At 71.6% G+C, this 25,471-nt stretch carries 19 protein-coding genes; 7 read left to right on the forward strand and 12 right to left on the reverse strand.

Annotated features, from left to right (window positions below; all coding sequences use genetic code 11):
* Positions 1-351: HAD-IIIA family hydrolase (locus VED21_RS19910; RefSeq protein WP_324885248.1), on the reverse strand; the 351-nt coding region annotated here is incomplete at its 3' end.
* Positions 352-479: 128 nt separating this feature from the next.
* On the opposite strand from VED21_RS19910, the gene VED21_RS19915 reads away from it, so the two are divergent.
* Entirely contained in the window at positions 480-1,205 is a 726-nt protein-coding gene (locus VED21_RS19915; RefSeq protein ID WP_324885250.1) for a hypothetical protein, read from the forward strand.
* A 22-nt stretch (positions 1,206-1,227) separates the two neighbouring features.
* On the opposite strand, the gene VED21_RS19920 is transcribed toward VED21_RS19915, so the two are convergent.
* From VED21_RS19920 to VED21_RS19935, 4 genes are read right to left on the reverse strand one after another with little or no spacing between them, the layout of a single operon-like run.
* Positions 1,228-3,282 (reverse strand): tetratricopeptide repeat protein, encoded by a 2,055-nt coding sequence (locus VED21_RS19920; RefSeq protein WP_324885252.1) that lies wholly within the window; start codon positions 3,280-3,282, stop codon positions 1,228-1,230.
* A gap of 7 nt (positions 3,283-3,289) precedes the next feature.
* Positions 3,290-3,622 carry a YdbL family protein gene (locus tag VED21_RS19925; RefSeq protein WP_324885254.1) on the reverse strand — a complete coding sequence of 111 codons (333 nt, stop codon included), beginning with the start codon at positions 3,620-3,622 and terminating at the stop codon, positions 3,290-3,292.
* Positions 3,619-3,849 (reverse strand): YnbE family lipoprotein, encoded by a 231-nt coding sequence (locus VED21_RS19930; protein ID WP_324885256.1) that lies wholly within the window; start codon positions 3,847-3,849, stop codon positions 3,619-3,621. The genes VED21_RS19925 and VED21_RS19930 overlap by 4 nt, the downstream gene beginning before the upstream one ends.
* Positions 3,846-5,783: a YdbH domain-containing protein gene (locus tag VED21_RS19935; RefSeq protein ID WP_324885258.1), complete on the reverse strand. Its 1,938-nt coding sequence runs from the start codon at positions 5,781-5,783 to the stop codon at positions 3,846-3,848. The genes VED21_RS19930 and VED21_RS19935 overlap by 4 nt, the downstream gene beginning before the upstream one ends.
* A 115-nt stretch (positions 5,784-5,898) precedes the next feature.
* Between VED21_RS19935 and VED21_RS19940 the strand changes: the two genes are divergently transcribed.
* From VED21_RS19940 to VED21_RS19950, 3 genes are all read left to right on the forward strand, one after another.
* Positions 5,899-7,425, forward strand: a complete 1,527-nt coding sequence (locus tag VED21_RS19940; protein ID WP_324885260.1) for a glycerol-3-phosphate dehydrogenase — start codon at positions 5,899-5,901, stop codon at positions 7,423-7,425.
* A 117-nt stretch (positions 7,426-7,542) separates the two neighbouring features.
* Positions 7,543-8,064 carry a peptidylprolyl isomerase gene (locus tag VED21_RS19945; protein ID WP_414638246.1) on the forward strand — a complete coding sequence of 174 codons (522 nt, stop codon included), beginning with the start codon at positions 7,543-7,545 and terminating at the stop codon, positions 8,062-8,064.
* 24 nt (positions 8,065-8,088) lie between these two features.
* Positions 8,089-8,904, forward strand: a complete 816-nt coding sequence (locus tag VED21_RS19950; RefSeq protein ID WP_324885264.1) for a GNAT family N-acetyltransferase — start codon at positions 8,089-8,091, stop codon at positions 8,902-8,904.
* A 24-nt stretch (positions 8,905-8,928) separates the two neighbouring features.
* Here the strand turns inward: VED21_RS19950 and VED21_RS19955 are convergent, their stop codons facing one another.
* Positions 8,929-11,589: a serine/threonine-protein kinase gene (locus VED21_RS19955; protein WP_324885266.1), complete on the reverse strand. Its 2,661-nt coding sequence runs from the start codon at positions 11,587-11,589 to the stop codon at positions 8,929-8,931.
* Between the two features lie 220 nt (positions 11,590-11,809).
* Between VED21_RS19955 and VED21_RS19960 the strand changes: the two genes are divergently transcribed.
* Positions 11,810-12,754, forward strand: coding sequence for an aldose 1-epimerase (locus VED21_RS19960; protein WP_324885268.1), 945 nt, complete (start codon positions 11,810-11,812; stop codon positions 12,752-12,754).
* Between the two features lie 6 nt (positions 12,755-12,760).
* Here VED21_RS19960 and VED21_RS19965 read toward each other — a convergent pair whose 3' ends face one another.
* Positions 12,761-13,681, reverse strand: coding sequence for a hypothetical protein (locus VED21_RS19965; RefSeq protein ID WP_324885270.1), 921 nt, complete (start codon positions 13,679-13,681; stop codon positions 12,761-12,763).
* Between the two features lie 251 nt (positions 13,682-13,932).
* Here VED21_RS19965 and VED21_RS19970 point away from each other — a divergent pair, with 251 nt between their 5' ends.
* Both VED21_RS19970 and VED21_RS19975 read left to right on the forward strand, forming a co-directional pair.
* Positions 13,933-16,488: a circularly permuted type 2 ATP-grasp protein gene (locus VED21_RS19970; protein WP_324885272.1), complete on the forward strand. Its 2,556-nt coding sequence runs from the start codon at positions 13,933-13,935 to the stop codon at positions 16,486-16,488.
* Positions 16,466-17,407, forward strand: coding sequence for a transglutaminase family protein (locus tag VED21_RS19975; RefSeq protein WP_324885274.1), 942 nt, complete (start codon positions 16,466-16,468; stop codon positions 17,405-17,407). Before VED21_RS19970 ends, VED21_RS19975 begins: the two co-directional genes overlap by 23 nt.
* A 73-nt stretch (positions 17,408-17,480) precedes the next feature.
* Here the strand turns inward: VED21_RS19975 and VED21_RS19980 are convergent, their stop codons facing one another.
* From VED21_RS19980 to VED21_RS20000, 5 genes are all read right to left on the reverse strand, one after another.
* On the reverse strand, positions 17,481-17,861 hold the full coding sequence (locus VED21_RS19980) for a response regulator (RefSeq protein ID WP_324885276.1): 381 nt from the start codon (positions 17,859-17,861) through the stop codon (positions 17,481-17,483).
* Positions 17,854-19,431, reverse strand: a complete 1,578-nt coding sequence (locus VED21_RS19985; RefSeq protein WP_324885278.1) for a sensor histidine kinase — start codon at positions 19,429-19,431, stop codon at positions 17,854-17,856. Before VED21_RS19985 ends, VED21_RS19980 begins: the two co-directional genes overlap by 8 nt.
* Before the next feature lie 294 nt (positions 19,432-19,725).
* Complete coding sequence (locus VED21_RS19990) at positions 19,726-21,333, reverse strand: peptide chain release factor 3 (protein WP_324885280.1); 1,608 nt, start codon at positions 21,331-21,333, stop codon at positions 19,726-19,728.
* A gap of 247 nt (positions 21,334-21,580) precedes the next feature.
* A complete protein-coding gene (locus tag VED21_RS19995) occupies positions 21,581-22,609 on the reverse strand; it encodes an aspartate-semialdehyde dehydrogenase (RefSeq protein ID WP_324885282.1) in 1,029 nt (342 codons plus the stop codon).
* Between the two features lie 253 nt (positions 22,610-22,862).
* Complete coding sequence (locus VED21_RS20000) at positions 22,863-25,361, reverse strand: glycogen/starch/alpha-glucan phosphorylase (protein ID WP_324885285.1); 2,499 nt, start codon at positions 25,359-25,361, stop codon at positions 22,863-22,865.
* Between the last annotated feature and the right edge of the window lie 110 nt (positions 25,362-25,471).

Raw genomic sequence — 25,471 nt, forward strand, 5'->3', positions numbered from 1 at the left:
CTCCAGGATCATGCCTGGGTTGGGCTTGCGCCAGAAGCTTTCGCGGCTGTAGGGCGACGCAATGCCGACCGCGTGGTAGGGGCAATGGAAGACCCCGGCAAGGGTCACGCCATGCCGCTCGAACTCCGCACCCATCCAGCGGGACAGGGCGTGGAAGTCGGATTCCGTGTAATAGCCGCGGGCGATGCCCGACTGGTTGGTGATCACGGCGACGCGGTAGCCGCGGTCGACGGCGCGCCGCGCCAGGGCGAAGATGCCATCGACGAACGCGAAGCGGTCGACGCTGCACACGTACCCGTGGTCGACGTTCACCACCCCGTCGCGGTCCAGCAGAAGGGCCTTCATCGGCATGCGCGCTCATCCCAGCCTTGTCACGGGCGCCCTATGTAGCACAGCCCTTGGGGGTTGAAACCCGGCGGCGATGCCGGTAGCCATAGGGCCCGCCCGAGCTTGGCCCCGCCCGACCGGAACCGACGCAGATGTCCCTGGGACGATACGATTACGAACGGCGTTACCGCCGCCGTGCCCTCGCCGGCTTTGCCAAGGTGGCGTTCGCGCTGGGCGTCGTGCTGGCCGTGGCGCTGTTCGCCCACCGCATGGGCATGGAACAGGTGAAGAGCCGCGACGCCATCCTGCGCGAGGAGGTCACGTCGCTGTCGTCGCAGAAGGAGCAGCTGCAGCTCGTCGCCACGCAGATGCAGCACGCCGCCCGCGTGGCCGAGGCGCGCACCGCCGAGATGGAGCAGCGCCTGCGCAACGAGGTGCCGACGGGCGAACTGGCCAAGCTGGTGCAGATCGTCGGCGAGCGGCTGAAGGCCGGCGTCGATCCGGCGCGGCTGGCCTTCGTGATCCGCGCCACCGAGAACCCGCGCGACTGCCAGCAGCCGGAGAACAAGCGCCTGGTGCTGGCCACGCCGCTGCTGAAGACCGGCAACAAGTCGCTGGGTTTCGCCAACAACGCCATCACCGTGACCGGCGAGGGCCAGTCCTCGCGCAACGCCCAGGGCCAGCCGGAGAGCTGGTTCGACCCCGGCCAGCCGGTGAAGATCCGCATCACCGCCCTGGGCGGCAAGGAGACGGTGGTGAGCGGCGTGCTGCCGCTGCACCAGTCGGTGGTGGTGGAGCGCAACGAGTACCGCTTCAACTTCACCGCCGGTCCGCGCTCGTTCGTGGACGTGACGGCGGATCGCTGCCCGTTCCCGTAAGGGGGGCAGCGAAAACCCAACGTTACGCGTCCGGCACGTCGATGGCGCGCGGCGGTTCGCCCGCGGCGTGGATGGCCCACAGGGCGGCGTAGGCGCGTTCCAGGTCGCGGGCGAGGCGGTCGGTGTCCCACAGGATGGCGCTCTCCCGTCCGGCCGCGAGCCGTTCCTTGATCGCGGCCAGGGCGGCGGGATCGGCCGCGAGGCGCAACGCCGCCGCCTCGTAGGCGTCCAGCGACTCCACGGCCAGTTCGGGCAGGCCGACAGCGCGCAGCAGGCTGGCGCCGACGCGGCCGGCGAAGGCGTCTCCCCGCACCGTCAGCACCGGCAGCCCGGCCCACAGCGCGTCGCTGGCCGTGGTGTGGGCGCCCACCGGAAGCGTGTCGAGAAACAGGTCGGCCAGCCGGCAGCGGGCCAGATATTCGGCCGGCGGCAGGCGCGGCGAGAACACCAGCCGGGCCGGGTCGACGCCGCGCGCCGCCGCTTCGCACCGCAGGTTGGCGGCGGCCTCCGGATGGCCTTCCAGCAGCCACAGGACGCTGCCGGGCACGGCGGTGAGCAGGCGCATCCACACGGCGTAGATGGCGGCGTTGATCTTGTAGGCCGCGTTGAAGCAGCAGAAGACGAAGCCCTGCGCCGGCAGGCCGCAGGCGGCGCGGGACGGTGTCCCGGCGATCAGGCGCGTGCGGTCGTTCGGCTGGTAGCAGCCGGGCAGGCGGACGATGCGCTCGGCGACATGCGGCTGCAGGGCGGCGGGGGCGGTCACCGCGTCGGCGATGACGTAGTCGATGAAATCGGCGCCCATGCTGCCGGGATAGCCCAGCCAGTGGGCCTGCACCGGCGCCGGGCGGAAGGCGGGGATTTCCGGCCGGGCGCCCTGGGTATGGCCCTTCAGGTCGACCAGGATGTCCACGCCGTCGGCGCGGATGCGCCGCGCCGCGGCGGCGTGCGGCTCCAGAGCGAGGTCGACGAAGCGGTCGAAGCCGCGCCTCAGGCGCGCCCGCAGCGCGCCGCCGTCGTCCGGGCCGTAGGAGTAGCCGACGACCTCCACCCGCGCGCGGTCGTGCCGCTCGATCAGTTCGGCGATCAGGAGGGCGGTGGCGTGCTCGTGGTAGTCGGCGGACAGGTAGCCGATGCGCAGGCGCGGCTTGGCGGCGCCGGGCGGGAGCGGTGGCAGGGGCGTGACGCTGCGCGTGCGCCACGCGGTGTAGCGGCGGGCGCAGGTGAGTTCCGCCGCCGGGCCGGCGCCCTCGCCCAGGAAGATCCAGGGGTGCGCCTGCTGCGTCGTGCCGTCCGCCACCGCGCGGACCAGCCGCGCCGACAGCGCCGACAGCCCGTCCCAGCGGCAGAGGTGGCGGCGCTGCTGGACCAGCTGCGCCAGCACCCCGCCTGCGTCGGGCAGGCCGATAGCCAGGGCGCGTTCGAAGGCGGCGGCGGCGGCGGGCGGGTCGCCGGCCTCCCGGCACAATTGGCCGAGGTTGGCGTGCGCCTCGGCCAGCGCCGGGTTCAGCGCCAGGGCGGCGCGGAAGCCGGTGGCGGCGCCGGCCGGGTCGCCGAGTTCCTTCAGCACGGCGCCCAGGTTCAGCCACGCCGCCAGAAGGTCCGGCGCCAGCCGCACCGCCTCGCGGAGCGCGCCCAGCGCCTCGCCGTGGCGGCCGAGTTCCTTGAGCACGGCGCCCAGGTTGCTGTGCGCCGGGGCGAAGGCGGGCATCAGGCGGACGGCGGCGCGGTACTGCTCCGCCGCCTCGGCGGTGCGGCCGCGGGCGTGCAGGAGGACGGCGTAGTTGAAGCGGACGCCGCCGAAGTCCGGCAGCCACGCCAGCGCCGCGCGGTGCTCCGCCTCGGCAAGGTCGAGCTGGCCCTGGCGGCGCAGCGCCTCGGCGCGGTTGGAGCGGGCCACCGCCTCCTCCGGCGCGCCGGGCCGGTCCAGCGCGTCGAGGGCGGCGAACAATCCGGCGAGCGCCATCCCCTGCCCCGGCGCCAGCGCCAGGACGCGCCGGTAGCCGGCCACGGCGGCGTCGAGCCGGCCGGCCCGCCGGTCGGCGTCGGCGGCGGCGAGGAGGCCGGCGGCGTCGGTCACGGCAGGCCTACTTCTTCACCCAGCGGCCGGCGCCGGTCATCACGTACTGGCCGGCGGGGGTCTGGCTGATCAGGCGTTCGCCGGCGCGGGCCTGCACGGCGTCCAGCGGCACGCCGTTGCCCTGGGCGATCTCGCGGTAGCGGGCGAGGCGCTGGGCGTTCACCTGCTGCACCAGCGCCTGCACGGGCGGCGGGGCGCCCGGCACGGCGCCGGCCAGACCGTCCGGCCGCTCGCCCACCTGCCCGGCCGCCTTGGCGGCGGCCAGCGAATCCTGCGCCAGGGCGGGCGATGCCGCACCCAGCAGCAGCACGACCGCCAGGGGTCCGAGAAGCCGCCTCATTGCGCCTTCCCCTTGGTGGGAGCCGTTCCGAACAGGGCCGGATCCTCCTGGAAGGCCTTGTCCAGGTCGCGGTCGAGCTTCACGCGGACCTCCTGCTCGATCTTGATGTTCAGGTTGATCTCGATGGGCTTGTCCGGCGCCTCGATCTTCACGGTGGGCGCGCAGGCGGCGGTGGCCGCAACGAGGGATCCGGCGGCGAGCGCGCGGCGGAGGCGGGTCGTCGTCATGGCGTGGTCTTGTCGAACTCCATCATGCGGTCGCGGACCGCGTCGGGGATGCGATAGGCGTCCAGGCTCTGGCGCAGGATCCGGTCGAGCGCGCCGCTCAGGTTTAGATTAAGGGCGACCGGATAGCCATCGTAGAACGTCGGGTTGGCGCCGTGGATGGCCAGCTTCACCGCCATGTCGCCGCCGGCCGTGCCGTTGACGGTCAGCTTCAGCGTGTCGTAGCGGAAGTCGGTCAAGGCACCGCGCAGCATGCCGGTCGGGCTGCCGGGGTCGCCCTCCAGGAAGGCGGGCGGCAGCTCGGGATCGTAGCGCAGCGTGCCGGGGCCGGCCGCCTCCAGCACGCCGTCCTCGACGCGCACGGAGTCGGCGGCGATGCGCAGGGGCAGCGTGCCGTTCAGCGTGCCTTCGCCGTGCAGCCCGTCCACCGCGGCGATGGACAGCACGTGGCCGAGGTTGAGCCCTTCGGCTTCCAGTTCCACCGTGCCCCTGGGCGCGTCGAGCGGCATCTCGAACGGCTTGGCGCGCACCACGCCGCCGGCCCAGCGCCACTCCGCCCGGTCGACGTCGAGGCGGCCGGAGCGCTTGAGGCCCACGTGCACCACGCCGTCGGTCAGCGGCAACCCGACGTCCAGCAGCTTCACCGCCAGCACCTGCCCCGCCGGCACCACCGGCGGCACGAGGCTGCTGAGCCGCACCACGCCGCTGAGGCCGGTGACGGCGACGGGGCTGACGGTGGCCGACAGGTTCTCCAGCAGCAGCTCGCCGGAGGAGCGCAGGCCGCCGCCCCAGTCGAGCCGCCCCCAGTCGAGCCGTCCCTTGCCGGCGACGCGGCCGGCCGCGCCGCTCACCCGCGCGCCGTGGCGGGGGAAGATCTGCGCCGGGCCGGGGCCGTCGGGACGGAAGGTGACGGGCTTCAGCCGCGCCTCGGCATGGCCGGTCCCGGCGGCGAGGTCGTGCGCGCCGGTCACCTCGACGACGGTGCCGGCGGGCCCCTTGGCCTCGGCGGTGAAGGACAGCGGCGCGTCGCCCGCGCGCTCGGCCCGCAGGGTGACGGCCAGCGGCGCGAAGGGCGGCGGACCCAGGGTGCTGCGCAAGGCCTTGACGGTGGCATCGACGGTCAACCGCCCGGCCTCCAGCGCCGCGGTCGCCGCCACGCCGTCGGCGGCGAGTTTGCGGTCCGGCAGGGCGATCCGGTCGGATTCGGCGATCAGGCGCGCCGTCAGCCCGGCGCCCGACAGGACCAGCGCCGGCCCGTCGTCCGGCGCCTTCAGGCACAGGCCCTTGGCGGCGGCGACGCGTTCGCCGGCCACCCGCAGGTCGTCCAGGGTCAGGGTGGCGCAGCCGTCCGGCGACAGGGACCACGCGCCGCCGTCGCGGCGGCCGCGCAGCACGGCGCTCAACCGGCCGGCGCCACGCACCGGCGACTCGACGCCGAGCAGGGCGGCGGCGGCCGCCACGTCCCCCGCCTCGGCGGCGACGATCGCGGTGACGGCGTCGCCGGCCGCCTCGGCCATGCCGCGCACGGTGAGGGCGCCGCCGGGCAGCGTCACCACGGCATCCTCGACGACCACGGAGTCGGCGGGCAACCCCGGCGGATCACCGGCCGGATCGCCGACGGGGCCGCCGCCGCCGCCCGAAGACGCGGCCCCGTTCAGCGGCAGCGGCAGCGGCAGCTTCAGGCGCAGCCCCTCCACGGCGATGCGCGCGAGGCGGCCGTGCAGCAGGCCGCCCACGGGGTGACCGACGGTCATGCGCTCAATCCGGTTTTCCCCGGCCGCATCCAGGCGTAGGCTGATTTCGGTTTCGGACAGGCCGGCGGCGGTGACCGTCACGGCGGCGTCCGGGAAACCGGCACGGTGCAGCGCCAGCGCCAGGGCACCCGCCAGCAGCGCCGGCCACCACGCCACCACGGCGAGGAGGACCGCTCCCACCATCAGAACCGGTATTGCAACGCGCGCCCGCACCTCAGCACTCCACCGGCATCATTGTGACCGACATTGTGAACGTTTCTTCGCACCATTATCTTCCCGCCGCATCTGGGAGGCGAGGATGACGAGTGAGACATACGACCTTCTGGTCGTCGGTGGCGGGATCACGGGCGCGGGCATCGCCCGCGACGCGTCGGGCCGCGGGCTGAAGGTCCTGCTGGTCGAACAGGACGACCTGGCGTCGGCCACCTCCTCGGCCAGCAGCAAGCTGGTGCACGGCGGCCTGCGCCATCTGGAGCGCGGCGAGATCCGGCTGGCGCGCGAGGCGCTGGCGGAACGCGACGTGCTGCTGCGCACGGCGCCGCACATCGTCCGCCCGATGCGCTTCGTGGCGCCGCACGACGGGATGACGCGCCCGGCCTGGGTGATTCGCACCGGCCTGTTCCTGTACGACCGGCTGGACCGCGCCGGCGCCCTGCCCGGCACGGAAAGCCTGGACCTGGAGCGCGACCCGCGCGGGCGCGGGCTGAAGCCGGCGCTGCGGCAGGCCTTCGCCTATTCCGGGGCCTGGGTGGACGACGCGCGCCTCGTGGTGCTGAACGCCGTGGACGCGCAGGCGCGCGGGGCGGAGATCCGCACGCGCACGCACGCGCTGTCGGCACGGCGGGAGGAGGGGCTGTGGACCGTGCGCCTGCTCGACCGGCGCGGCGGCGGGGAGAGCGCCGTGCGGGCGCGCATCCTGGTGAACGCCGCCGGCCCCTGGGCGACGCGGGTGCTGGGCGAGACGTTGGGCCGGCCGGTGCGCGAGCGGCCGCGCTTCGCCAAGGGCAGCCATCTGGTGATCCCGCGCCTTTACGACGGCGACCACGCCTTCATCCTGCAGACGGCGGACCGGCGGACCGTCTACACCATCCCCTACGAGGGCGACTTCACGCTGGTCGGCACCACCGACGTGCCGTTCGACGGCGACCCCGGCGACGTGCGCATCACGCCGGAGGAGGTCATCTACCTGCGCGACGCGGTGAACCGCTACTTCACCCACGCCGTGCGCCCGACCGAGGTGGTGCACACCTTCGCCGGCCTGCGCCCCCTGCCCGCCGGCGCCCCCGACGACCCCACCCTGACCGGCGACTGCCGGTTCGACGTGGACGCCGGCACCGACGCGCCGCCGCTGATCAGCGTCCACGGCGGCACGCTGACCAACCACCGGCGCGTCGCCGAAGCCGCGCTGGACCGGCTGCGACCCTTCATCTATGCGCTTCAGGCCCCGTGGACGCACGGCGCCGTCCTGCCCGGCGGCGACCTGCCGGACGGCAACCCCGGCGCCTTCACGGCGGCCTTCCATCAGGCGCATCCCTGGCTGTCGCCCACCGTGGCGCGCCGCTGGTGTCGGCTGTACGGCACGCGCGCGGCGGAGATCGTCGAGGGGGCCGCGCGCTGGGCCGACCTGGGCGAAGACTTCGGCAACGGCCTGACGGCGGCGGAACTGCGGTTCCTAGCCGAGCGCGAGTTCGCGGCGACGGCCGAGGACGTGCTGTGGCGCCGCACCAAGCTGGGCCTGAAGCTGCCGGCCGAATCCGCGCGGCGCGTCGCCGCGTGGTTCGGCGAGGCGCCGCCGGCCGCACCGTCGGTGCGCGCGGCGGGGTGAGCCGCGCACCCCACCCCTTCGCCCGGCTTTGCATCGCCGCCGGTTTCCCCTATCGTCCGCCCGCGGACTCGACAGATCGGAGAGTTTCGAATGTTGCGGTTCACGCGCACCATCGTGATGGCGCTGATAAGCGTCTTTTTCCTTGTAGGGGAGGCCTTCGCCTTGGATCCAGAAAACACCCTGTACCTTGACCTCAAGGACGGCCGCGTCGTCATCGAGCTGCGCCCCGACCTCGCCCCCAACCACGTCGCCCGCATCAAGGAGCTGACGCGCCAGGGCTTCTACGACGGCGTCGTCTTCCACCGCGTGATCGACGGTTTCATGGCGCAGACCGGCGACCCGACGGGCACCGGCACCGGCGGCTCGGGCAAGAAGCTGAAGGCCGAGTTCAACAAGGAGCCGCACGTGCGCGGCACCCTGTCGATGGCCCGCGCCATGGACCCGAACAGCGCCGACAGCCAGTTCTTCATCTGCTTCGCCGCGGCCCCGTTCCTGGACGGCCAGTACACCGTCTGGGGCAAGGTCACCGAGGGCATGGAGTTCGTGGACAACATCAAGAAGGGCAGCCAGGCCCGCAACGGCCAGGTCACCGACCCCGACAAGATCGTCAAGATGCAGGTCGCGGCGGACGCCAAGTAAACGCGTCGTGGAAAGCCGCCGGCCATGCTCTTCGCCGACCCGCTGCTGGCCCGCCGGATCGAGGGGGCCGAGACGGCCGCCGCCCTGGAGGTGGTGGAGACGTCCCGGCACACCGATCCGGACGGCGGCGCGGCGGCGTTGGCCGTGGCCGGCGGATGCGCCGTGTTCCTGGCGCCCTCCATGCCGGTCAACCGCGCGGTCGGCCTCGGCATGGGACGGGCGGTGGCCGATTCGGAGATCGCGGCGGTCGAGGCCTTCTACCGGGACCGCGGCCTGGACCCCGCCATCGACCTCTGCCCGCTCGCCGACCGGTCGCTGGTCGACGCGCTGGGTCCCCGCGGATACGCCGTCGGCCGGGTGCTCAACACCCACGTCCGCGCCGTTGCCCCGGCCGAGCCGGCGCCGCAGGTTCCCGGCGTCACCGTCGCCGAATCCACCCCGGCGGACGCCGAATCATGGGCGTCGACGGTCGCCCGGGGCTTCTTCGGGCGCGACGCCCTGCCGGCCGACCTGCCGGCCCTGCGCCTCGCCCGCCTCACCATGCAGCGCCCGAGCGTGCGCGGCCTGCTGGCCTATGTCGACGGCACGCCGGCCGGCGCGGTGGCGCTGGCCGTGCGCGACGGGCTGGGGCTGGTCTTCTCCGCCAGCACGCGCGAGGAGTTCCGCAACCGCGGCGTCAACCGTGCCCTGCTCGGCGCCGCCCTGGCGGCGGCGTCGGCCGCAGGGTGCGACATCGCCTGCGTCGCCACCGCGCCGGGCGGCACGTCGGAACGCACCGTCCGCGCGCTGGGCTTCCGCCATGCCTACACGCGCATGCTGATGGTGCGGGAGTGGTCGTGAGGGGAGCGTTCCAACGTCAATTCCTCACCCCAGTGCCGCCGTCAGCACCTTCAGCAGGTCCCGCATGCTCTGCGGGCGTTCCTGGTGGCGCATGGCGAGGCCGGAGAGCAGCGCCTTCTCGAAGGCGGGCGGCATGGCGACGCCGAGCGTCGAGGGCTTCGGCACCACGTCGTTCATGAAGCGGGTGGTGGCGTCCGGCGGCGCCTTGCCGGCGACGGCGCAGTAGAGCGTCGCGCACATGGCGTAGACGTCCGTCCACGGCCCCTGCCGGCCTTCCTGCGAATATTGTTCGGGCGGGGCGTAGCCGGGCTTGAGGATCACCGTCATGCCCGAGTCGCCCGCCGCCTGCCGCGCGGCGCCGAAGTCCAGCAGCTTGCGCTCGCCGGTGGTCGTGATGAAGATGTTGTCGGGGCTGACGTCCCGGTGGATCAGCCCCTGGTCGTGCACCGCCTGCAGCGCCTTCATGACGGGCGACAGGATGGACAGCGCGCGTTTGGGATCGATCCGGCCGCCGCTCTCGGCGACGTAGCGCTTGAAGGTGCGGCCCTCCAGCAGTTCCATGATCAGGTAGGCCGTGCCGTTCTCTTCGAAGAAGTCCTGGACGCCGACGATCTCCTTGACGTCGCGCATGCGGGCCAGCAGCCGCGCCTCCTCCAGGAATTTGCCGAGCCCGGCGGCGAAGCCCTTGGCGTGCTCGTCGGAGAAGGGGACGATGCCGCTGCCGCCCGGCGCGCGGGTGATCAGGTTGGCCGGGTAGAACTCCTTCACCGCCACCTTGACATGCAGCCGGTCGTCCCAGCCCAGGTAGGTGGCGCCGAAGCCGCCCTGCCCCAGCACCCGCCCGGTCAGGTAGCGGCCGTGCAGCGCGGTGCCCGGCATCAGGTGCACGCCGGCCCGGTTGTCGCTGCGCTGCGGGTAGCCGCAGGCGGCGCAGGCCTCGCGCGGCGGCTTCGCCTCGAAGCAGTTCGGGCAGCGCGCGTCGTCCAGGACCAGCGTGGGTGCCGGGCGTCCAAGGGGGGCGGGAACGGCGGCGGTCGCCACGGTGACGGCGCGCGTCGCGGCCGGCGGCGGGGGCGCCGGCACGGCCACGGTCCCCAGGGGTGACGAATTGGGCGGAGACTTGGACGCCGTGGGCGCCGTGGGCGATGTGGCGACCGGCGGCGGCGCGCCCTGGCGCAGCTTGTCCAGCAGCTCGTACAAGCGGCGGATCTCGGCCTGCGCCACCTCGGAGTTCTGCTGCGCCACGAGGTCCATCTGGAACTGCGGCTGCTTGACCACCTCCAGCACGTGCTGGCGCAGCAGGGGCAGCGCGCCGTCGTCGCGCATCAGGCCGGAGGTCGCCAGCTCGGCCAGACGGATGATGCGGCGGCGCAGCACCGGCTCGATCTGGCGCATGCGCTGCACCAGACGGCCGCGCTGGGCGAAGTCGTCCACCACGCCGGCTAGCCGCAGGGCGAGGCGCGGCTGCACCTCCTCCGGCAGGCCGGAGCGGGCGATGGCCTCGGCCGCACCGGCGATGGATTCGCGGATCAGCGCCACGTCCGGCGTGTGCAGGACCATGTTCTCGACGAGCATCTCGTTGCCGAGCGCCGCCTCGATGCAGTCGACGATCTCGCCCCGGTGCCGCTCGGCCGCCGCGACGCCGGACACGGCGGTGAGGTAGTGCAGGCGGCTGAACAGGTCGCCCAGGGATTCGGCGATGCCCAGCATGGACAGGCGGAAGGCGCTGGCCCCGCCCTGCTGGAGCCGGCGGGAATAGCGGATGGTCAGCGCCTCCGCCATCGGCCCCTCGCCCACCACGCCAGTGCGCGTCAGCAGGTGGGCCATGACGGCCTTCAGGATGTCGGCTTCCTGGTCCCCGGCTGCGCGGCCCAGAGTCTGGGGCGCGCGCAGCGTGCGGCGGATGCGGTCCAGGATCGCCGTGCGCGACTGCGGCAGCTTGCCCTGGCGGAACATGGCGTTCAGCACGCCCACGCGGTTCGGCCCCATGGCCGGCGCCGTGGTGGTGCGGCCCAGCACCAGCTCGCACAGGCGCAGCACCGCCTGCCCCGGCGTCAGCGGGCCGCCGTACAGGTCGTGCACGGCGGCGACCGAGCACAGCACGTCGGCGATCAGCCCGTCGACCGCCGCCGTCAGCCGCTCGTCCCGCTCCCACTGCAGAAGTTCGATGAGGCGGTCGAGCTTGGCCATCCAGCTGCGCCGGTCGGCCAGTTCCAGGCCCAGCGCCACCCGCATGTCGTATTCGACGTCGCCGGTCGGCGTCTTCTTGCCCGGTTCAAGGGCGAGGATCACTTCGATCGGCGGACGGTTGCGCGGCAGGTCGGCGAAGGCCAGCTGGGCGGCGCGGGCGCGCGCCTGGGTCTCGTTCACGGCGGTCTGCAGCGCCATGCGGCGCGCGCGCGGGTCCTGCCCGGGAAGCCGCGCCTGCAGGGTGGAGACGCGGACCAGCGCGTTCTCCAGCAGCTGCCCCTGCTCCAGCACCGGCTTCAGCACCTTGTGGACGTGGATGACCTCCGTCGGCGTCAGCACCACGGAGTCCAGGTACTGGCGCAGCACCGCGCCCATGACGATGCGCCCCTGCAGGCCATGGTATTCGGCCAGGGTCTGGCAGACCTCCACATCCTCGATGGTGCCGACGGTGCCCGGCGCCGGGGTGGACGGTCGATTGATCGTCTTGGGATCCATGCCTGTTCAGCGCTGCGCGGATGTGCGCCGGACGGCCCGGCGCGCACCGTATTGTCGGGGATACCCGTAAAGCGGACGTATACTTGCCACCGCTATTCCATGAAAGAAACCGGGAAAAGGCCACCGCTCCGCCTTTCGTACAGGGCCGGCGTATCCCTTTTCTCGCACCGCAGCATGTGCGACAAAGGGAAGATACGTCACCGGACCGAGACGCCGCGCCATGCCCGACAGCCACGCCCCGGTCATTCAGGAATCCAACAGCCAGGACACGGTGGTCCTGCGCCACGCCGGATTCGAGGCGGTGGTGAGCCCGCGCATCGGCGGCTCCATCGCGCGGCTGACCCGCGACACGGCCGCCGGGCCGGTCGACCTGCTGCGCCCGGCCGGTGCCGAGGCGCTGGCGGGCGACGCGGCCAACGACCTCGGATGCTTTCCGCTGGTGCCCTTTTCCAACCGCGTCGCCGGCGGGCGTTTCCAGTTCCGCGGGCGCACGGTGGCGCTGCCGCTGAACCGGCCGGGGTGCCCGCACGCCATCCACGGCCATGCCTGGGAGAAGCCGTGGGCGGTGGAGGGACGGTCGGCCGGCAGCCTGCGCCTCACCTACCGCCACGCGGCGGGTGACTGGCCGTGGAGCTACCGCGCCACGCAGATCCTCACGCTGGGCGACGACGGGCTGACGGTCGACTTGGAACTGGTGAACGAGGGCGATGGCGAGGGCGACGGCGCCATGCCGGCCGGCATCGGCCTGCACCCCTACTTCCCCAAGCCGCCGGGCACGGTGCTGACGGCCGGCGTGCGCTCCGTGTGGCTGACCGACGCCGGCATGCTGCCCACCACGCGCACCTGCCCGCCGCCGGAATGGGACTTTCCCGCCGGCCGGGTGATGGACGAGTGCGTCATCGACAACGGCTTCGCCGGCTGGAACGGCCGCGCGGCGATCGACTGGCCGGACGGCCGCGGCCGCCTGACGCTGGAGGCGGAGGGGCCGTTCGGCCATCTGGTCGTCTACGCGCCCAAGGGCGGCGACTTCGTGTGCGTGGAACCGGTGACCCACATGACCGACGCCGTCAACCGCCCGCACGAGGCGGACGCCGGTGTGCGGGTTCTGGAACCGGGCGAACGGCTGACCGGCCGCGTGCGTTTCCGGCACGAATGGCCGGCGTAACGCCCGTCACGTCGGGAACGCGTCCAGCACGCCCTTGACCTGGCGCTGGAAGTCCGGGTCGGAGCGGTAGCGGCCGATCACCGTCTTGTCGCGCTGGAGGTAGAACATCATCTCGTCGCGGTTGGGCAGCGAGCGCGGGTTCGGCTTGTCCAGCAACTGGCCGCTCCAGTCGACCCGCGCCATGAAGTAGCAGGCGCGTGAGAACAGCATGAACAGCTTGTTGTCCGGCGCCAGCCGCTCCCGCCGCAGCAGCGCGTAGTAGTAATAATTCCGGCCGTGGAAGTAGGCGTTGTAGATGTTCTGCAGTGCGGCGAAGCGCTCGTCGGGATTGGTGATCTTCTTGATCTCGCGCTCCAGGCGGAAGCCGGCGTAGAAGTATTCCTTGGCCTCGTGCTCGAAGGAGAAGCCGCCGCCCTTCACGGCGCCCATCTGTTCGCCGTACTTGCGCAGGATGCGGCTGAGGATCAGCTCCAGGAAGCGGCGCTCCGCCCCCACCGCGTCGGGCAGCTGGGGCAGCATGTCCAGCACGTGGCGCAGGTGGTAGGGGTGGCGGATGATGACCACCGGGATGACGGTGCCGTTGCGCTTGGCCTGCGCGCGCCGCTCGGCGTGCAGGGTCACCGCGGGCGAAACGGAGGCGAGGACGGAGGCGGTGACGTCCTGAAGCTTCCAGCGCAGGCGCGTCGTCGCCGACTGCCGGCCGATGCGGAAGCGCGACAGGATGCGCTGCATGCGGCTGCGCCACGTCTCCTTGGGCAGCTTGTGGGTGGGCAGGTTCTGCACGACCAGCGGGTTGCCCAGCACGTCCGGCGGCGGCGGCAGCGGGTTGAAGTTGAAGTACTTGCCGTGCACCACGCCGCGCGAGCCGCCGGCATCGGCGGCGCCCCGGCGCGAACCCTGGTTGGACGAAGCAGCCAGCGACACCATGGCGAGGTGGGATCCCTTGCACGCACCCGCGGCGGCAAAAATGGCGTCCGTGCGACGCGTTCGCGAATCTTGTACGCGGATCATAATCGATTCGAAGGGAAATTTCCGCCTTCCCGGCGCGTCCATCGCGACCGTTGCATCGCGGCAACGCCGGGGCACCCGGCGCGCCCGCCCGCGCTTGCGCCGGTGCAACAAGACGTTCACACTCGCCGCGGGCCGCGCGCCGCGGCCGATCTGGTCCGGATTCCGCCTTGGTCGTCTCGCACACCTTTCCCGATACACCCAGCGGAATAGCCGAAGCCCGGCAGGGATCGCTGTTCGGCGACGCCTACACGCTGGGCTACGACGGCGGGCCGGTGTTCGATGAGATGGTGTCGGGCGAAGGCCGGCTGCGCCCGCACTGGCAGGCGCTGCTGCGCTCCCTCGGCCCGCTGGCGCCGGAGGTGATGGACGAGCGGTGGGAGGAGGCGCGCCGCCTGCTGCGCCAGAACGGCGTCACCTACAACATCCACGGCGATCCGCAGGGGATGGAGCGGCCCTGGCCGCTGGACATGGTGCCGCTGATCATCCCGGCCGAGGAATGGCGGGTGATCGAGGACGGGCTGGTGCAGCGCGCCACCCTGCTGAACGCCGTCCTGGCCGACCTGTACGGGCCGCAGACGCTGCTGCGCGACGGGCTGGTGCCGCCGGCCGCACTCTACGCCGACCCGGCCTTCCAGCGCGCGGTGCACGGCATCCCCCTGCCCGGCGGCGTGCACCTGCACTTCTACGCCGCCGACCTCGCCCGCGCCGCCGACGGGCGCTGGTGGGTGCTGTCCGACCGCACCCAGGCGCCGAGCGGCAGCGGCTATGCGCTGGAGAACCGCGCGGTGCTGACCCGCGTGCTGCCCGACGCGTTGCGCCAGTGCGCGGTGGAGCGGCTGGCGCCGTTCTTCACGGCGTTCCGCGACGCGCTGCTGGCGCTGGCGCCGCGCGCCGGCCGGCCGCGCCTCGTCCTGCTCACCCCCGGCCCCTACAACGAGACCTATTTCGAGCACGTCTACCTGGCCCGCCAGCTGGGCATCACGCTGGTGGAGGGCGAGGACCTGACGGTGCGCGACCGGCAGGTGTTCCTGAAGACGTTGTCGGGGCTGGAGCCGGTGCACGTCATCCTGCGCCGCCTGGACGAGGACTACGCCGACCCGCTGGGCCTGCGCGCCGACAGCTCGCTGGGCGTGGCCGGGCTGGTGGAGGCGGTGCGCGCCGGCACCGTCGTGGTCGCCAACGCGCTGGGCAGCGGCCTGATGGAATCGCCGGCCCTGCGCCCCTTCCTGCCGACCATCTGCCGGCACCTGACGGGCCGCGACCTGACGCTGCCCGACCGCCCGGTGTGGTGGTGCGGGCAACCGGAGGAGCGACGGCACGTGCTGGCCAACCTCGACCGGCTGGTGGTCGCCCCGGCCCACCGCGCGCCCGGCGTGGAGCCGGTGTTCGGCGGGGCGCTGTCGGCGGCGGCGCGCGACGAACTGGCGGCGCGCGTCGAGCGCACGCCCTGGGCCTTCGTCGGGCAGGAGCGGCCGTCGCTGTCCACCGCCCCCGTCTGGCAGGACGACCGGCTGCAGCCGCGCCCGCTGGTGTTGCGCGTCTTCCTGTGCGCCACGCCCGGCGGCTATGTCGCGATGCCCGGCGGGCTGACCCGCGTGTCGGCGGAGGCCGGGCGGCTGGCCGTCTCCATCCAGCAGGGCGGCGGCAGCAAGGACACCTGGGTGCTGGCCGCCGGCCGCACGGCGGGCGCCGGCCACCACGCGCGCGGCACCGACCACCGTCCGCCGGACTCCCGCCCGGCGCTGACCGGCGACCTGCCCAGCCGGGTGGCCGACGGGCTCTACTGGTTCGGCCGCTACGCCGAGCGGTGCGAGGGCACGGTGCGCCTGCTGCGCGCCGCCGTGTGCCGGCTGACCGATGCCAGCCAGCCGGGTGCGGCGGAGGAGCTGCGCGTGCTGCTGCGCCTGCACGCGTGGATGGGCATGGTGCCGCACGAGCTGGCCTCGGTCGCCGACAGCACGACGCCGCGCGCCTTGCGCACGGCGCTTCACGCCGCCGTCTTCGACGCCGCCCACCCCAACAGCCTGCGCGCCAACGTGCAGCGCCTGCACCGCGCCGCCGCGTCGGTGCGCGACCGGCTGTCGCTGGACCTCTGGCGCGTCGTGGCGCAGGCCGACCGGCAGTGCCGCCCGCCGGATGGGCGCGTCGACGCCGCCACGCTGCAGCTGATCCTCGACGACGTGGTGACGACGCTGGCGGCGCTGGCCGGGCTGGAGCAGGAGAGCATGCCGCGCGGGCCCGGCTGGCGCTTCCTGGACATGGGCCGGCGGATGGAGCGCGCGGTGCACGGCATCGGCCTGCTGCGCGGCGTCGGCATCGCCGAACCCGGCCGGCTGGCCGGCACGGAGATGGAGGCGGCGCTGGACGTGCTGCTGGAGCTGGCCGAGAGCGTCATGACCTACCGCGAGCGCCATTTCGGCGACGTCGAGCCCGCCGCGGTGCTGGAACTGCTGCTGGCCGACGAGACGAACCCGCGCGCGCTGGCCTTCCAGCTGGCCGCGCTGCACCAGCACCTGTTCAACCTGCCGCGCGGGCCGGACGCCGGAATCGGCGCCGCGCTGGCGATCGTCGCCTCGGCCCGTGCCACGCTGAAGAACCCCGACACCACCAGCCCCGGCCCGGCGCTGCACGGTGCCCTGGAGGGGTTGAGCGGCAACCTGCCCGAGATTTCCAACCTGCTGGCCCACGCCTGTTTCAGCCATGCCTTTGCACGACCGGCCTAAGCCCCACGACATCGCGTGCGACGCGCGGCCGGCGGCGCTGTACCGCTGCCGGCACGTGACGCGCTACGCCTACGGCGAGGACGTGCCGGTGTCGCACCACCGGCTGCACCTGACGCCGCGCCCGCACCCACGCCAGACCTGCCGCCGGGCGTCCGTCACCGTGCACCCCGCAGCGGCGGTGCAGGCCGACCACATCGACCACTTCGGCAACGTCACCACCTACGTCGCCGTGCAGGAGCCGCACCGGACGCTGACCATCACGGCCGAGTGCGAAGTGGCCGTCATGGCGCCGCCGCCGCTCGACCCGCTCGCCACGCCGGGGTGGGAGGACGTGCGCGACCGGATCGCCACCCTGTCCGGCCCCGAGGCGGCGGCGGAGGTGGTGCAGTTCGCCTTCGACAGCACGCTGGTGCGTGCCTCGCCGGAGCTGGCGGACTACGCGGCACCCTCGTTCGCGGCCGGCCGGCCGGTGGCGGACGCGGCGCTGGACCTCATGCGGCGCATCCACGCCGACTTCGTCTTCGACCCGGCGGCGACCACCGTCGCCACGCCGCTGGCCGTGGCGCTGGCCAACCGCCGGGGGGTGTGCCAGGACTTCGCCCACGTGCTGGTCGGCTGCCTGCGCGCGCGGGGCCTGCCGGCGCGCTACGTCAGCGGCTACCTGCGCACGCTGCCGCCGCCGGGGCAGCCGCGCCTGATCGGCGCCGATGTCAGCCACGCCTGGGCGTCGGTGTGGTGCGGCGACGATGGGTGGTTGGACCTGTGCCCGACCAACGGGCGCCCGGCCGACCAGGACTTCATCACGCTGGCCTGGGGCCGCGACTACGACGACGTCAGCCCGGTGCGCGGCGTCATCCTCAGCGGCACCGGCCACCACCTGTCGGTCGAGGTGGATGTGGAGCCGGTCGTTCCGTCCTGATTCCGTCCTGACGTTGGGTTTGCGCCTGCGGCTGAACCCAACCTACCCCAACGTCCGTGGCCCCATGCAGCGCTCACCCCTTCGTCAGCAGGCGCTGCAGGGTGTCCAGGATGTCCTGCGGGTTCACGGGCTTGCGCAGCACCTCCAGCGGCTGCGAGGCGCCGCCGGCGAGGTCGTCGTCCTCGGGGCCGAAGGACAGGTAGCCGGTCATGATCACCACGGGCAGCGTGGGATCGACGGCGCGCAGCGCGCGAATCAGGTGCTTTCCGTCCATGCGCGGCATGCGCAGGTCGGTGACGATGATGTCGGCCGGGTCGGCGCTCTGCCGTTCCATGGCGTCCTGGCCGTCGACCGCCAGCGTCACGCGATAGCCCTTGCGGGACAGGAAATCCTCGATCGCCATGGCGGCGAGCGGCTCGTCCTCGGCGACCAGAACGTGGAACGGCTCAGGCATGGGCGAACTCCACTTCCCGCTGCGAGGGCCGGCTCACCGGCAGGCTGATGGTGAAGCGCACGCCGCGCCGGCCGCCGCCGTGGTCGACGTTGTCGGCGGCGATGCGCCCGCCCATCGCGTCGATGATGCCATAGCCGATGGAAAGGCCAAGGCCGGATCCCTTCCCCACCTCCTTCGTCGTGAAGAAGGGGTCGAAGATGCGCGACAGGACGTCGGACGGGATCCCGCCGCCATCGTCGGTGACGGCGATCGTCGCCGTGTGGCTGTCGGGAAGCACGCGGAACGCCACCTGGATGCGGCCGGCGTGAGCCTGCGGCCGGCGGGCGCGTTCGTCCAGGATGGCGTCGCGCGCGTTGGACAGCAGGTTGAGGACCACCTGTTCGAGCTGCAGCGGCCGGCCGCGCGCGACGCAGGCGCCCTCCTGCACGTCGGCCTCGACGGTCACGTCCTCCAGCCCGTACTGGTGGCGCACCATCTCCACCGCCGAGCGCACGCTGTGCGCCGGGTCGAAGGGCTGCACGCCGGCGGCGTCGCGGCGGGCGAAGGTCCGCATGTGGTCGATGATCCGGCCCATCCGCTCGGTCTGGTCGGCGACCAGGGTCAGCACCCTTTCCGTCCGCGCGGTGTCCAGTTCGTTGTCGCGCAGGCGCGACAACGCGCTCTCCGCCCAGGTGCGGATGATGTTCAGCGGCTGGCTCATCTCGTGCGCCATGCCGGCGGCCAGCGTGCCGAGCGTCGCCAGCTTGGAGGCCTGCACCAGTTCCTCCTGCAGGCGCCGGCGCTCGGTGATGTCGCGGCCGCTGCCCAGGAGCTGGACGACTCGCCCGCTCTCGTCGCGCACCGGCACCAGGATGGTGTGCCAGACGCGCTGGCCGACCGGCAGGTCCAGCGCCTCCTCGTAGTCGATGGGCGCGCCGGCCGCCACGCATTCGCGATAGCGGGCGATGACGGCGTCGGCGACGGCGGCCGGGAACGCCTCCTCAACCGGTCGGCCGCACACCAGCGCGGGGTCCAGGCCGGTGGCGCGGGCGTGCGCGGGGTTCAGCGTCTCCAGCACGAAGCCGCCGTCCGGGCGGACGGCGACGACGAACAGCCCCTCGGCCAGGTTGTTGAAGAAGCTGGTGTAGCGCTCCTCGACCTGCCGGCGCTCGGCCATCTCGCGGCGCAGCGCCTGGTTGGCAAGGGCGAGCTGGCTGGGGCTGGGCAGCGCCAGCGCCCTCGGCATCAGCATCCACAACGCCACGGCGGTGAGCATGGAGACGATCGCCGTCGCGCCCTTGATCAGCCCCTGCGCGCCGTAATCGGCCTCCCACAGCGTCCAGATGTTGAAGAAGTGCGTCGTGCCGCAGGCCAGGATGAAGGCGGCGAACAGCCAGAACACCCAGCTGAACGCCACGTCGCGGCGCTTGCGCACGAAGTACACCAGGGCCACGGGGATGGAGTAGTAGGACAGGCCGGTCACCACGTCGGACGCGACGTGGAGCGCCAACAGCTCCGGCTGCCACAGCAGGCAGAAGCCGTGCGGCATCAGCGAGCTGTTGTCGAAGAACCCCACGAGACCAGTCGCCATGGTTCACCCCCCACCGAGACCCGCCTCTTACGCCAAAAGCGCCGCGCGTGCCGGGCACAACGCTGCGTTTCGTTTCCGGTCAGCCCCGAATTTGAAAGTCATGCCCGGAAGAGTCGATGTCAATCCGACTTCCGCAAGGTGACCTACTGCCAACGGGGTAGATGGACCATCCGGCGATGGAGGCTGCTTAAAATTTTTGCAATCAAGGGTCAGGTTTCGCCCGCCCCCGTCAAGGAGTCGCAAGGACACGCACGGGGCGGCGCAATGGCCGCCCCGTGCCGTCCGGGTACGGCGTCACGCCGCCGTCTGCACCTTGCGGTTCTGCTCGCGCGTCTTGAGGAAGCGCAGGGCCGGGAAGTCTTCCTGGGCGCGGTTCAGATGCCACGCGTTGCGTGCCAGGAACACCAGCGCGCCGTCGTGGTCCTCCGCCAGCGCCGAGCGGTTCAGGTCGATGAACTTGTCGAGCTGGACGCGGTCGTCCGTCTCGATCCAGCGGGCGGCGTCGACGCCGGCCCCCTCGAACTTGGCGGAGATGCCGTACTCGGCCTCGATTCGCGCCGACAGCACCTCGAACTGCAGCTGGCCGACGACGCCGACGATCCAGTCGGCGCCCGACAGCGGCTTGAAGACCTGCGACGCGCCTTCCTCGGCGAAATGCTCCAGCGCCTTGCGCAGGTGCTTGACCCGCATGGGGTCGTCCAGCTTGGCGCGCTGCAGCAGCTCCGGCGCGAAGCTGGGCACGCCGGTGAAGCGCAGCTCCTCCCCCTCGGTCAGCGTGTCGCCGATGCGAAGGCTGCCGTGGTTGGGGATGCCGATGATGTCGCCGGGCCACGCCTCCTCCGCCAGCTCGCGGTCGCGGGCCAGGAAGAGGACGGCGTTGTTCACCGCCAGCACCTTGCCGGAGCGCATGTGCTTCAGCTTCGCCCCGCGCCGGAACTTGCCGGAGCACAGGCGCACGAAGGCGATGCGGTCGCGGTGGTTGGGGTCCATGTTGGCCTGGACCTTGAAGACGAAGCCACTGACCTTCTCCTCGTCCGGCTGCACCACACGCTGCTCGGCCGGCTGCGGGCGCGGCGGCGGGGCGTTCTCGGCCAGCCCGGTCAGCAGCTCCTGGACGCCGAAGTTGTTGATGGCGGAGCCGAAATAGATCGGCGTCAGGTGGCCGGAACGGAACTCCTCCAGGTCGAACGGCGGCATCAGGCCGCGCGCCATCTCCACGTCCTCGCGCAGCTTGGCGACGGCGTGGTCCGGCAGCAGCTCGTCCAGCCTGGGGTCGTCCAGGCCGTTGCACTCGATGCCTTCCGAGGCGACGTCGCCCTGCGTGCGGTCCATCAGGATGAGGCGGTCGCGGATCAGGTCGTAGCAGCCCAGGAAGTCGCGGCCCATGCCGATCGGCCATGAGGCGGGCGTGACGTGGATCTGCAGCCCCTCCTCGATCTCCGAGATCAGGTCGAAGGGGTCGCGCGCCTCGCGGTCCATCTTGTTGACGAAGGTGGTGATCGGCACGTCTCGCAGGCGGCAGACCTCGAACAGCTTGCGGGTCTGCGTCTCGATGCCCTTGGCGCCGTCGATCACCATGACCGCGCTGTCCACCGCGGTGAGCGTGCGGTAGGTGTCCTCCGAGAAGTCCTCGTGGCCCGGCGTATCCAGCAGGTTGAAGGTGCGGCCGTCGTAGTCGAACGTCATGACCGACGCGGTCACCGAGATGCCGCGCTCGCGCTCCACCTTCATCCAGTCCGACCGCGCGCGCCGCTGCTCGCCGCGCGCCTTTACCGCACCCGCCATCTGGATGGCGCCGCCGAACAGCAGCAGCTTTTCGGTGAGCGTGGTCTTACCGGCGTCCGGGTGCGCGATGATGGCAAAGGTCCGGCGCCGGGAGACGGCGTCCTGAAGTCCGGACATGCCTGATCCCTCAACTGTCGTGTCGTTCCATGCGAAAGCGCGCGGAGCGTCCCCGCCCCGCGCGCGATCATTACATAGCAGCGGAACCGTGCAGGTTCCAGTACACAAGCATTTCCCTCTCCCGCCCCGGGAGAGGGAGGGACCCGCTCGAAGAGCGGGAGGGTGAGGGCAAGGCCAAGGATCCTTGACGGTACCCTCACCCGGCGCCTTTCGGCGCCACCCTCTCCCGGGGCGGGAGAGGGTTAGATCACAGAGCCAGCTCGGCGATCTGCACGGCGTTCAGCGCCGCACCCTTCAGCAGCTGGTCGCCGCAGACGAACAGGTCCAGGCCGTGGTCACCGAAGATCAGGCTGGTGCGGATGCGGCCGACCTCGACGTCGAACTGGCCGGTGGCGGTCAGCGGCATCGGGTAGACGCCGTCGGCCGGCACATCGGCGACCTTGACGCCGGGGGCGTCGGCCAGGACGCGGCGCGCCGCGTCCGGCGTGACCGGCTGGATCGTCTCGATGGTGATCGCCTCGGAATGCGCGCGGTAGGTGGGGATGCGGACCGCCGTGCAGCTGACCGGCAGGTCGGGGATCTCCAGGATCTTGCGCGTCTCCCAGGTGACCTTCATCTCTTCCTTGGTGTAGCCGTTCTCCTGGAAGGCGTCGATCTGCGGGATCAGGTTGAACGGGATCGGGTGGCGGAACACGCTGTTCTGCGCCGGCTGGCCGTTCAGCACGGCGCGCGTCTGCTCCTCAAGCTCCGCCATGCCCTCGGCACCCGCACCGCTGGTCGCCTGGTAGGTGGAGACGATGACGCGCTTCAGGCCGAACGCCTTGTGCAGGGGCCCCAACGCCACGACGGCGATGGCCGTGGTGCAGTTCGGGTTGGCGATCAGCCGGCCGCCGCCCTGGAAGGCGTGCGCGTTGATCTCCGGCACGATCAGCGGGATGTTCGGGTCGTAGCGGAAGGCGGAGGAGTTGTCGATCACCAGCGGCCCGGCGGCGGCGATGGCCGGCGCGTGCGCCTTGGCGAAGTCGCCGGACACGGCGAGCAGCACCACGTCGCAGTCCTTGACGAGGTCCAGCGAGTATTCCTGAAGGGTGATCGCGCCGTACGGGGTCTCCACCACCTTGCCGGCGCTGCGGCCGGAGGCCAGCAGGCGCAGCTCGCCCACGGGGAAGTTGCGGCGGTGGAGGACGTCGATCATCTCGCGCCCGACGGCGCCGGTGGCGCCGACGATGGCGACCTTCTTCGGATTGCTGGCCTTCGGATTGCTGGCGTTGCTCATAACAGACTGCTCCGTCCTGGTTCTGGGCCCCGGTTTGTGGGGAGGAAGCGGAGCCCGGATACGACAAGGGCCCCGTCCGTTTCCGGCGAGGCCCTCGTGGTGGGTATCGTCACGCGATCAGCGCACGGCACACTCCGACGGCCCGCCAAGGCAGGTCGTTTTGGTAGTGGTCGTGGTGGTCATGCGAGTCATGCGCGCATTCCTAAACGAAGCCGCGGGGCTTGTAAAGCGCCCGCGGCGTCCGTCGCAACTTTTACCGGAACCCCTCGCCCTGCGTGGTCGGCAGCACCGGGTGCACGTCCCAGATCTCCTCGGCGTACTCGTTGATCGTGCGGTCGGAGGAGAACCAGCCCATGCTGGCGGTGTTGATGATCGCCTTGCGGGTCCATTCCTCCTGGTTGCGGTAGAGGTCGGCCGCGTCCTTCTGCGCCAGGCAGTAGTCCTCGAAATCGGCCGTCACCAGGAAGTGGTCGCCGCCGTCGGTCAGCGCCTGTAGGATCGGGTGGAAGCGGTGCGGGTCGTCCGGCGAGAAGACGCCCGTCGAGATCATGTCCAGCGCGCGCTTCAGGCTGGGGTTCATCGCGATCACGTCGCGCGGGTTGTACGCACCACCCTGGCGCAGGCTGTTCGCCTCCTCCGCCGACAGGCCGAAGATGAAGATGTTGTCGTCGCCCACCGCTTCCTTGATCTCGACGTTGGCGCCGTCCAGCGTGCCGATGGTGAGCGCACCGTTCAGCGCCAGCTTCATGTTGCCGGTGCCCGACGCCTCCATGCCGGCGGTCGAGATCTGCTCCGACAGGTCGGCGGCGGGGATGATGATCTCCGCGGCGGTGACATTGTAGTTGGGCAGGTAGACGACCTTCAGCATGTCGTGCACCGCCGGGTCGTGGTTCACCACCTTGGCGACGTCGTTGATCAGCTTGATGATCAGCTTCGCCATATGATAGGCGGGTGCGGCCTTGCCGGCGAAGATCTTGGTGACCGGCACCCAGGTGACCGTCGGGTTGTCGCGCATGTCGTTGTACAGCACGATCGTGTGCAGCACGTTCAGGAGCTGGCGCTTGTACTCGTGCATGCGCTTGACCTGGACGTCGAACATGCTGTCGACGCTGACCTCCACGCCGGTCTGGCGGGCGATGTAGGCGGCCAGCCGCTTCTTGTTCTTCCGCTTGGCGCGGCGGAACTCCTCGCGGAAGACCACGTCGTCGGCCTTCTCCTTGATGGAGGCGATCTGGCCCAGGTCGGCGATCCAGCCCTGGCCGATGCGGCTGGTGATCAGGGCCGACAGCGCCGGGTTGGCCTGGTGCAGCCAGCGGCGCGGCGTGATGCCGTTGGTCTTGTTGTTGATGCGGTCCGGGAACTCGCCGTGGAAGTCGGCGAACACCGTCTGCTTCATCAGGTCGGTGTGCAGCGCCGACACGCCGTTCACCTTGTGCGAGCCGAGGAAGGCGAGGTTGCCCATGCGCACGCGCCGCTCGCCCCGCTCGTCGATCAGCGACAGGCGCGACAGGCGGCCGTTGTCACCGGCCGCGCGGGCCTTGGAGCGGTTGAGGAAGCGGGCGTTGATCTCGTAGATGATCTGCATGTGGCGGGGCAGCACGCGCTCCACCATGCGGACCGGCCACGCCTCCAGCGCCTCGGGCAGCAGGGTGTGGTTGGTGTAGGAGAAGCAGCCGCGGGTGATCTCCCACGCCTTGTCCCACAGCACGGCGTGCTGGTCGACCAGCAGGCGCATCATCTCGGCGATGCCGATGGCCGGGTGCGTGTCGTTCAGCTGGATCGCCGCCTTGGACGGCAGGCTGTCGAAGTCGGAATGGTGCTGTAGGTAGCGGCGGATGATGTCCTGCAGCGAGGCCGAGGTGAAGAAGTACTCCTGCTTGAAGCGGAGTTCCTTGCCGGTCTCGGTCGCGTCGTTGGGATAGAGGACGCGGCTGAGGTTCTCCGACAGGACCTTCTGCTCGACCGCCTTCATGTAGGCGCCGTCGTTGAAGTGGCCGAAGTTGAAGTCGCGCGTGGCGCGCGCCGACCACAGGCGCAGCGTGTTGATGGTGTTGCCGCCATAGCCGACCACCGGCGTGTCGTAGGCCATGGCCAGCACGCGTTCGGTGTCCACCCAGCGGTAGGCGCGCTCGCCCACGCTGTCGCGGAACTCCTCGACGCGGCCGTAGAACTGCACGGGGTACAGCACCTCCGGCCGCGGGAATTCCCAGGGGTTGCCGAACTGCAGCCACTGTTCCGGGTATTCCACCTGCCAGCCGTGCTCGAAGCGCTGCTCGAACAGGCCGAACTCGTAGCGGATGCCGTAGCCGTAGCCGGGCAGGCCCTGGCTGGCCATGCTGTCCAGGAAGCAGGCGGCGAGGCGGCCCAGGCCGCCGTTGCCGAGTGCCGCGTCCGGCTCGGCCTCCACCACCTCGTCCAGGGTCAGGCCGATGCGGTCCAGCGCCTCGCGGCACTGCTCCATGATGCCCAGGTTGGACAGGCTGTTGGTCAGCAGGCGGCCGATCAGGAATTCCAGCGACATGTAGTACACGCGCTTGGCGTCTTCCTGATAATAGCTGCGCGTGGTGTCCATCCAGCGGTCGACCAGACGGTCGCGCACGGCGAGCGCCACGGTGTGGAACCAGTCGCGGCGGGTGGCCGCGCGGGCGTCCTTGCCGACGGAGTAGACCAGCCACTCCAGAAAGGACCGCTTCAGCCCGTCGACGTCGAGGCTGCGCCGTTCGATATCGCCGGTCTTGTACCGAGCATCCATGCTTTCGACTCTCTTCCCACGGGCTTGCCGAAACTGGCCGCCGTTCTCAACGGCCCCCTGACCGCGGCTAGTCTCGCCAATCTTGGTTAAGCATGTTTTAAGCGTAACAG

Source organism: Azospirillum sp. (assembly GCF_035627195.1).
Classification (GTDB): Bacteria; Pseudomonadota; Alphaproteobacteria; order Azospirillales; family Azospirillaceae; genus Azospirillum.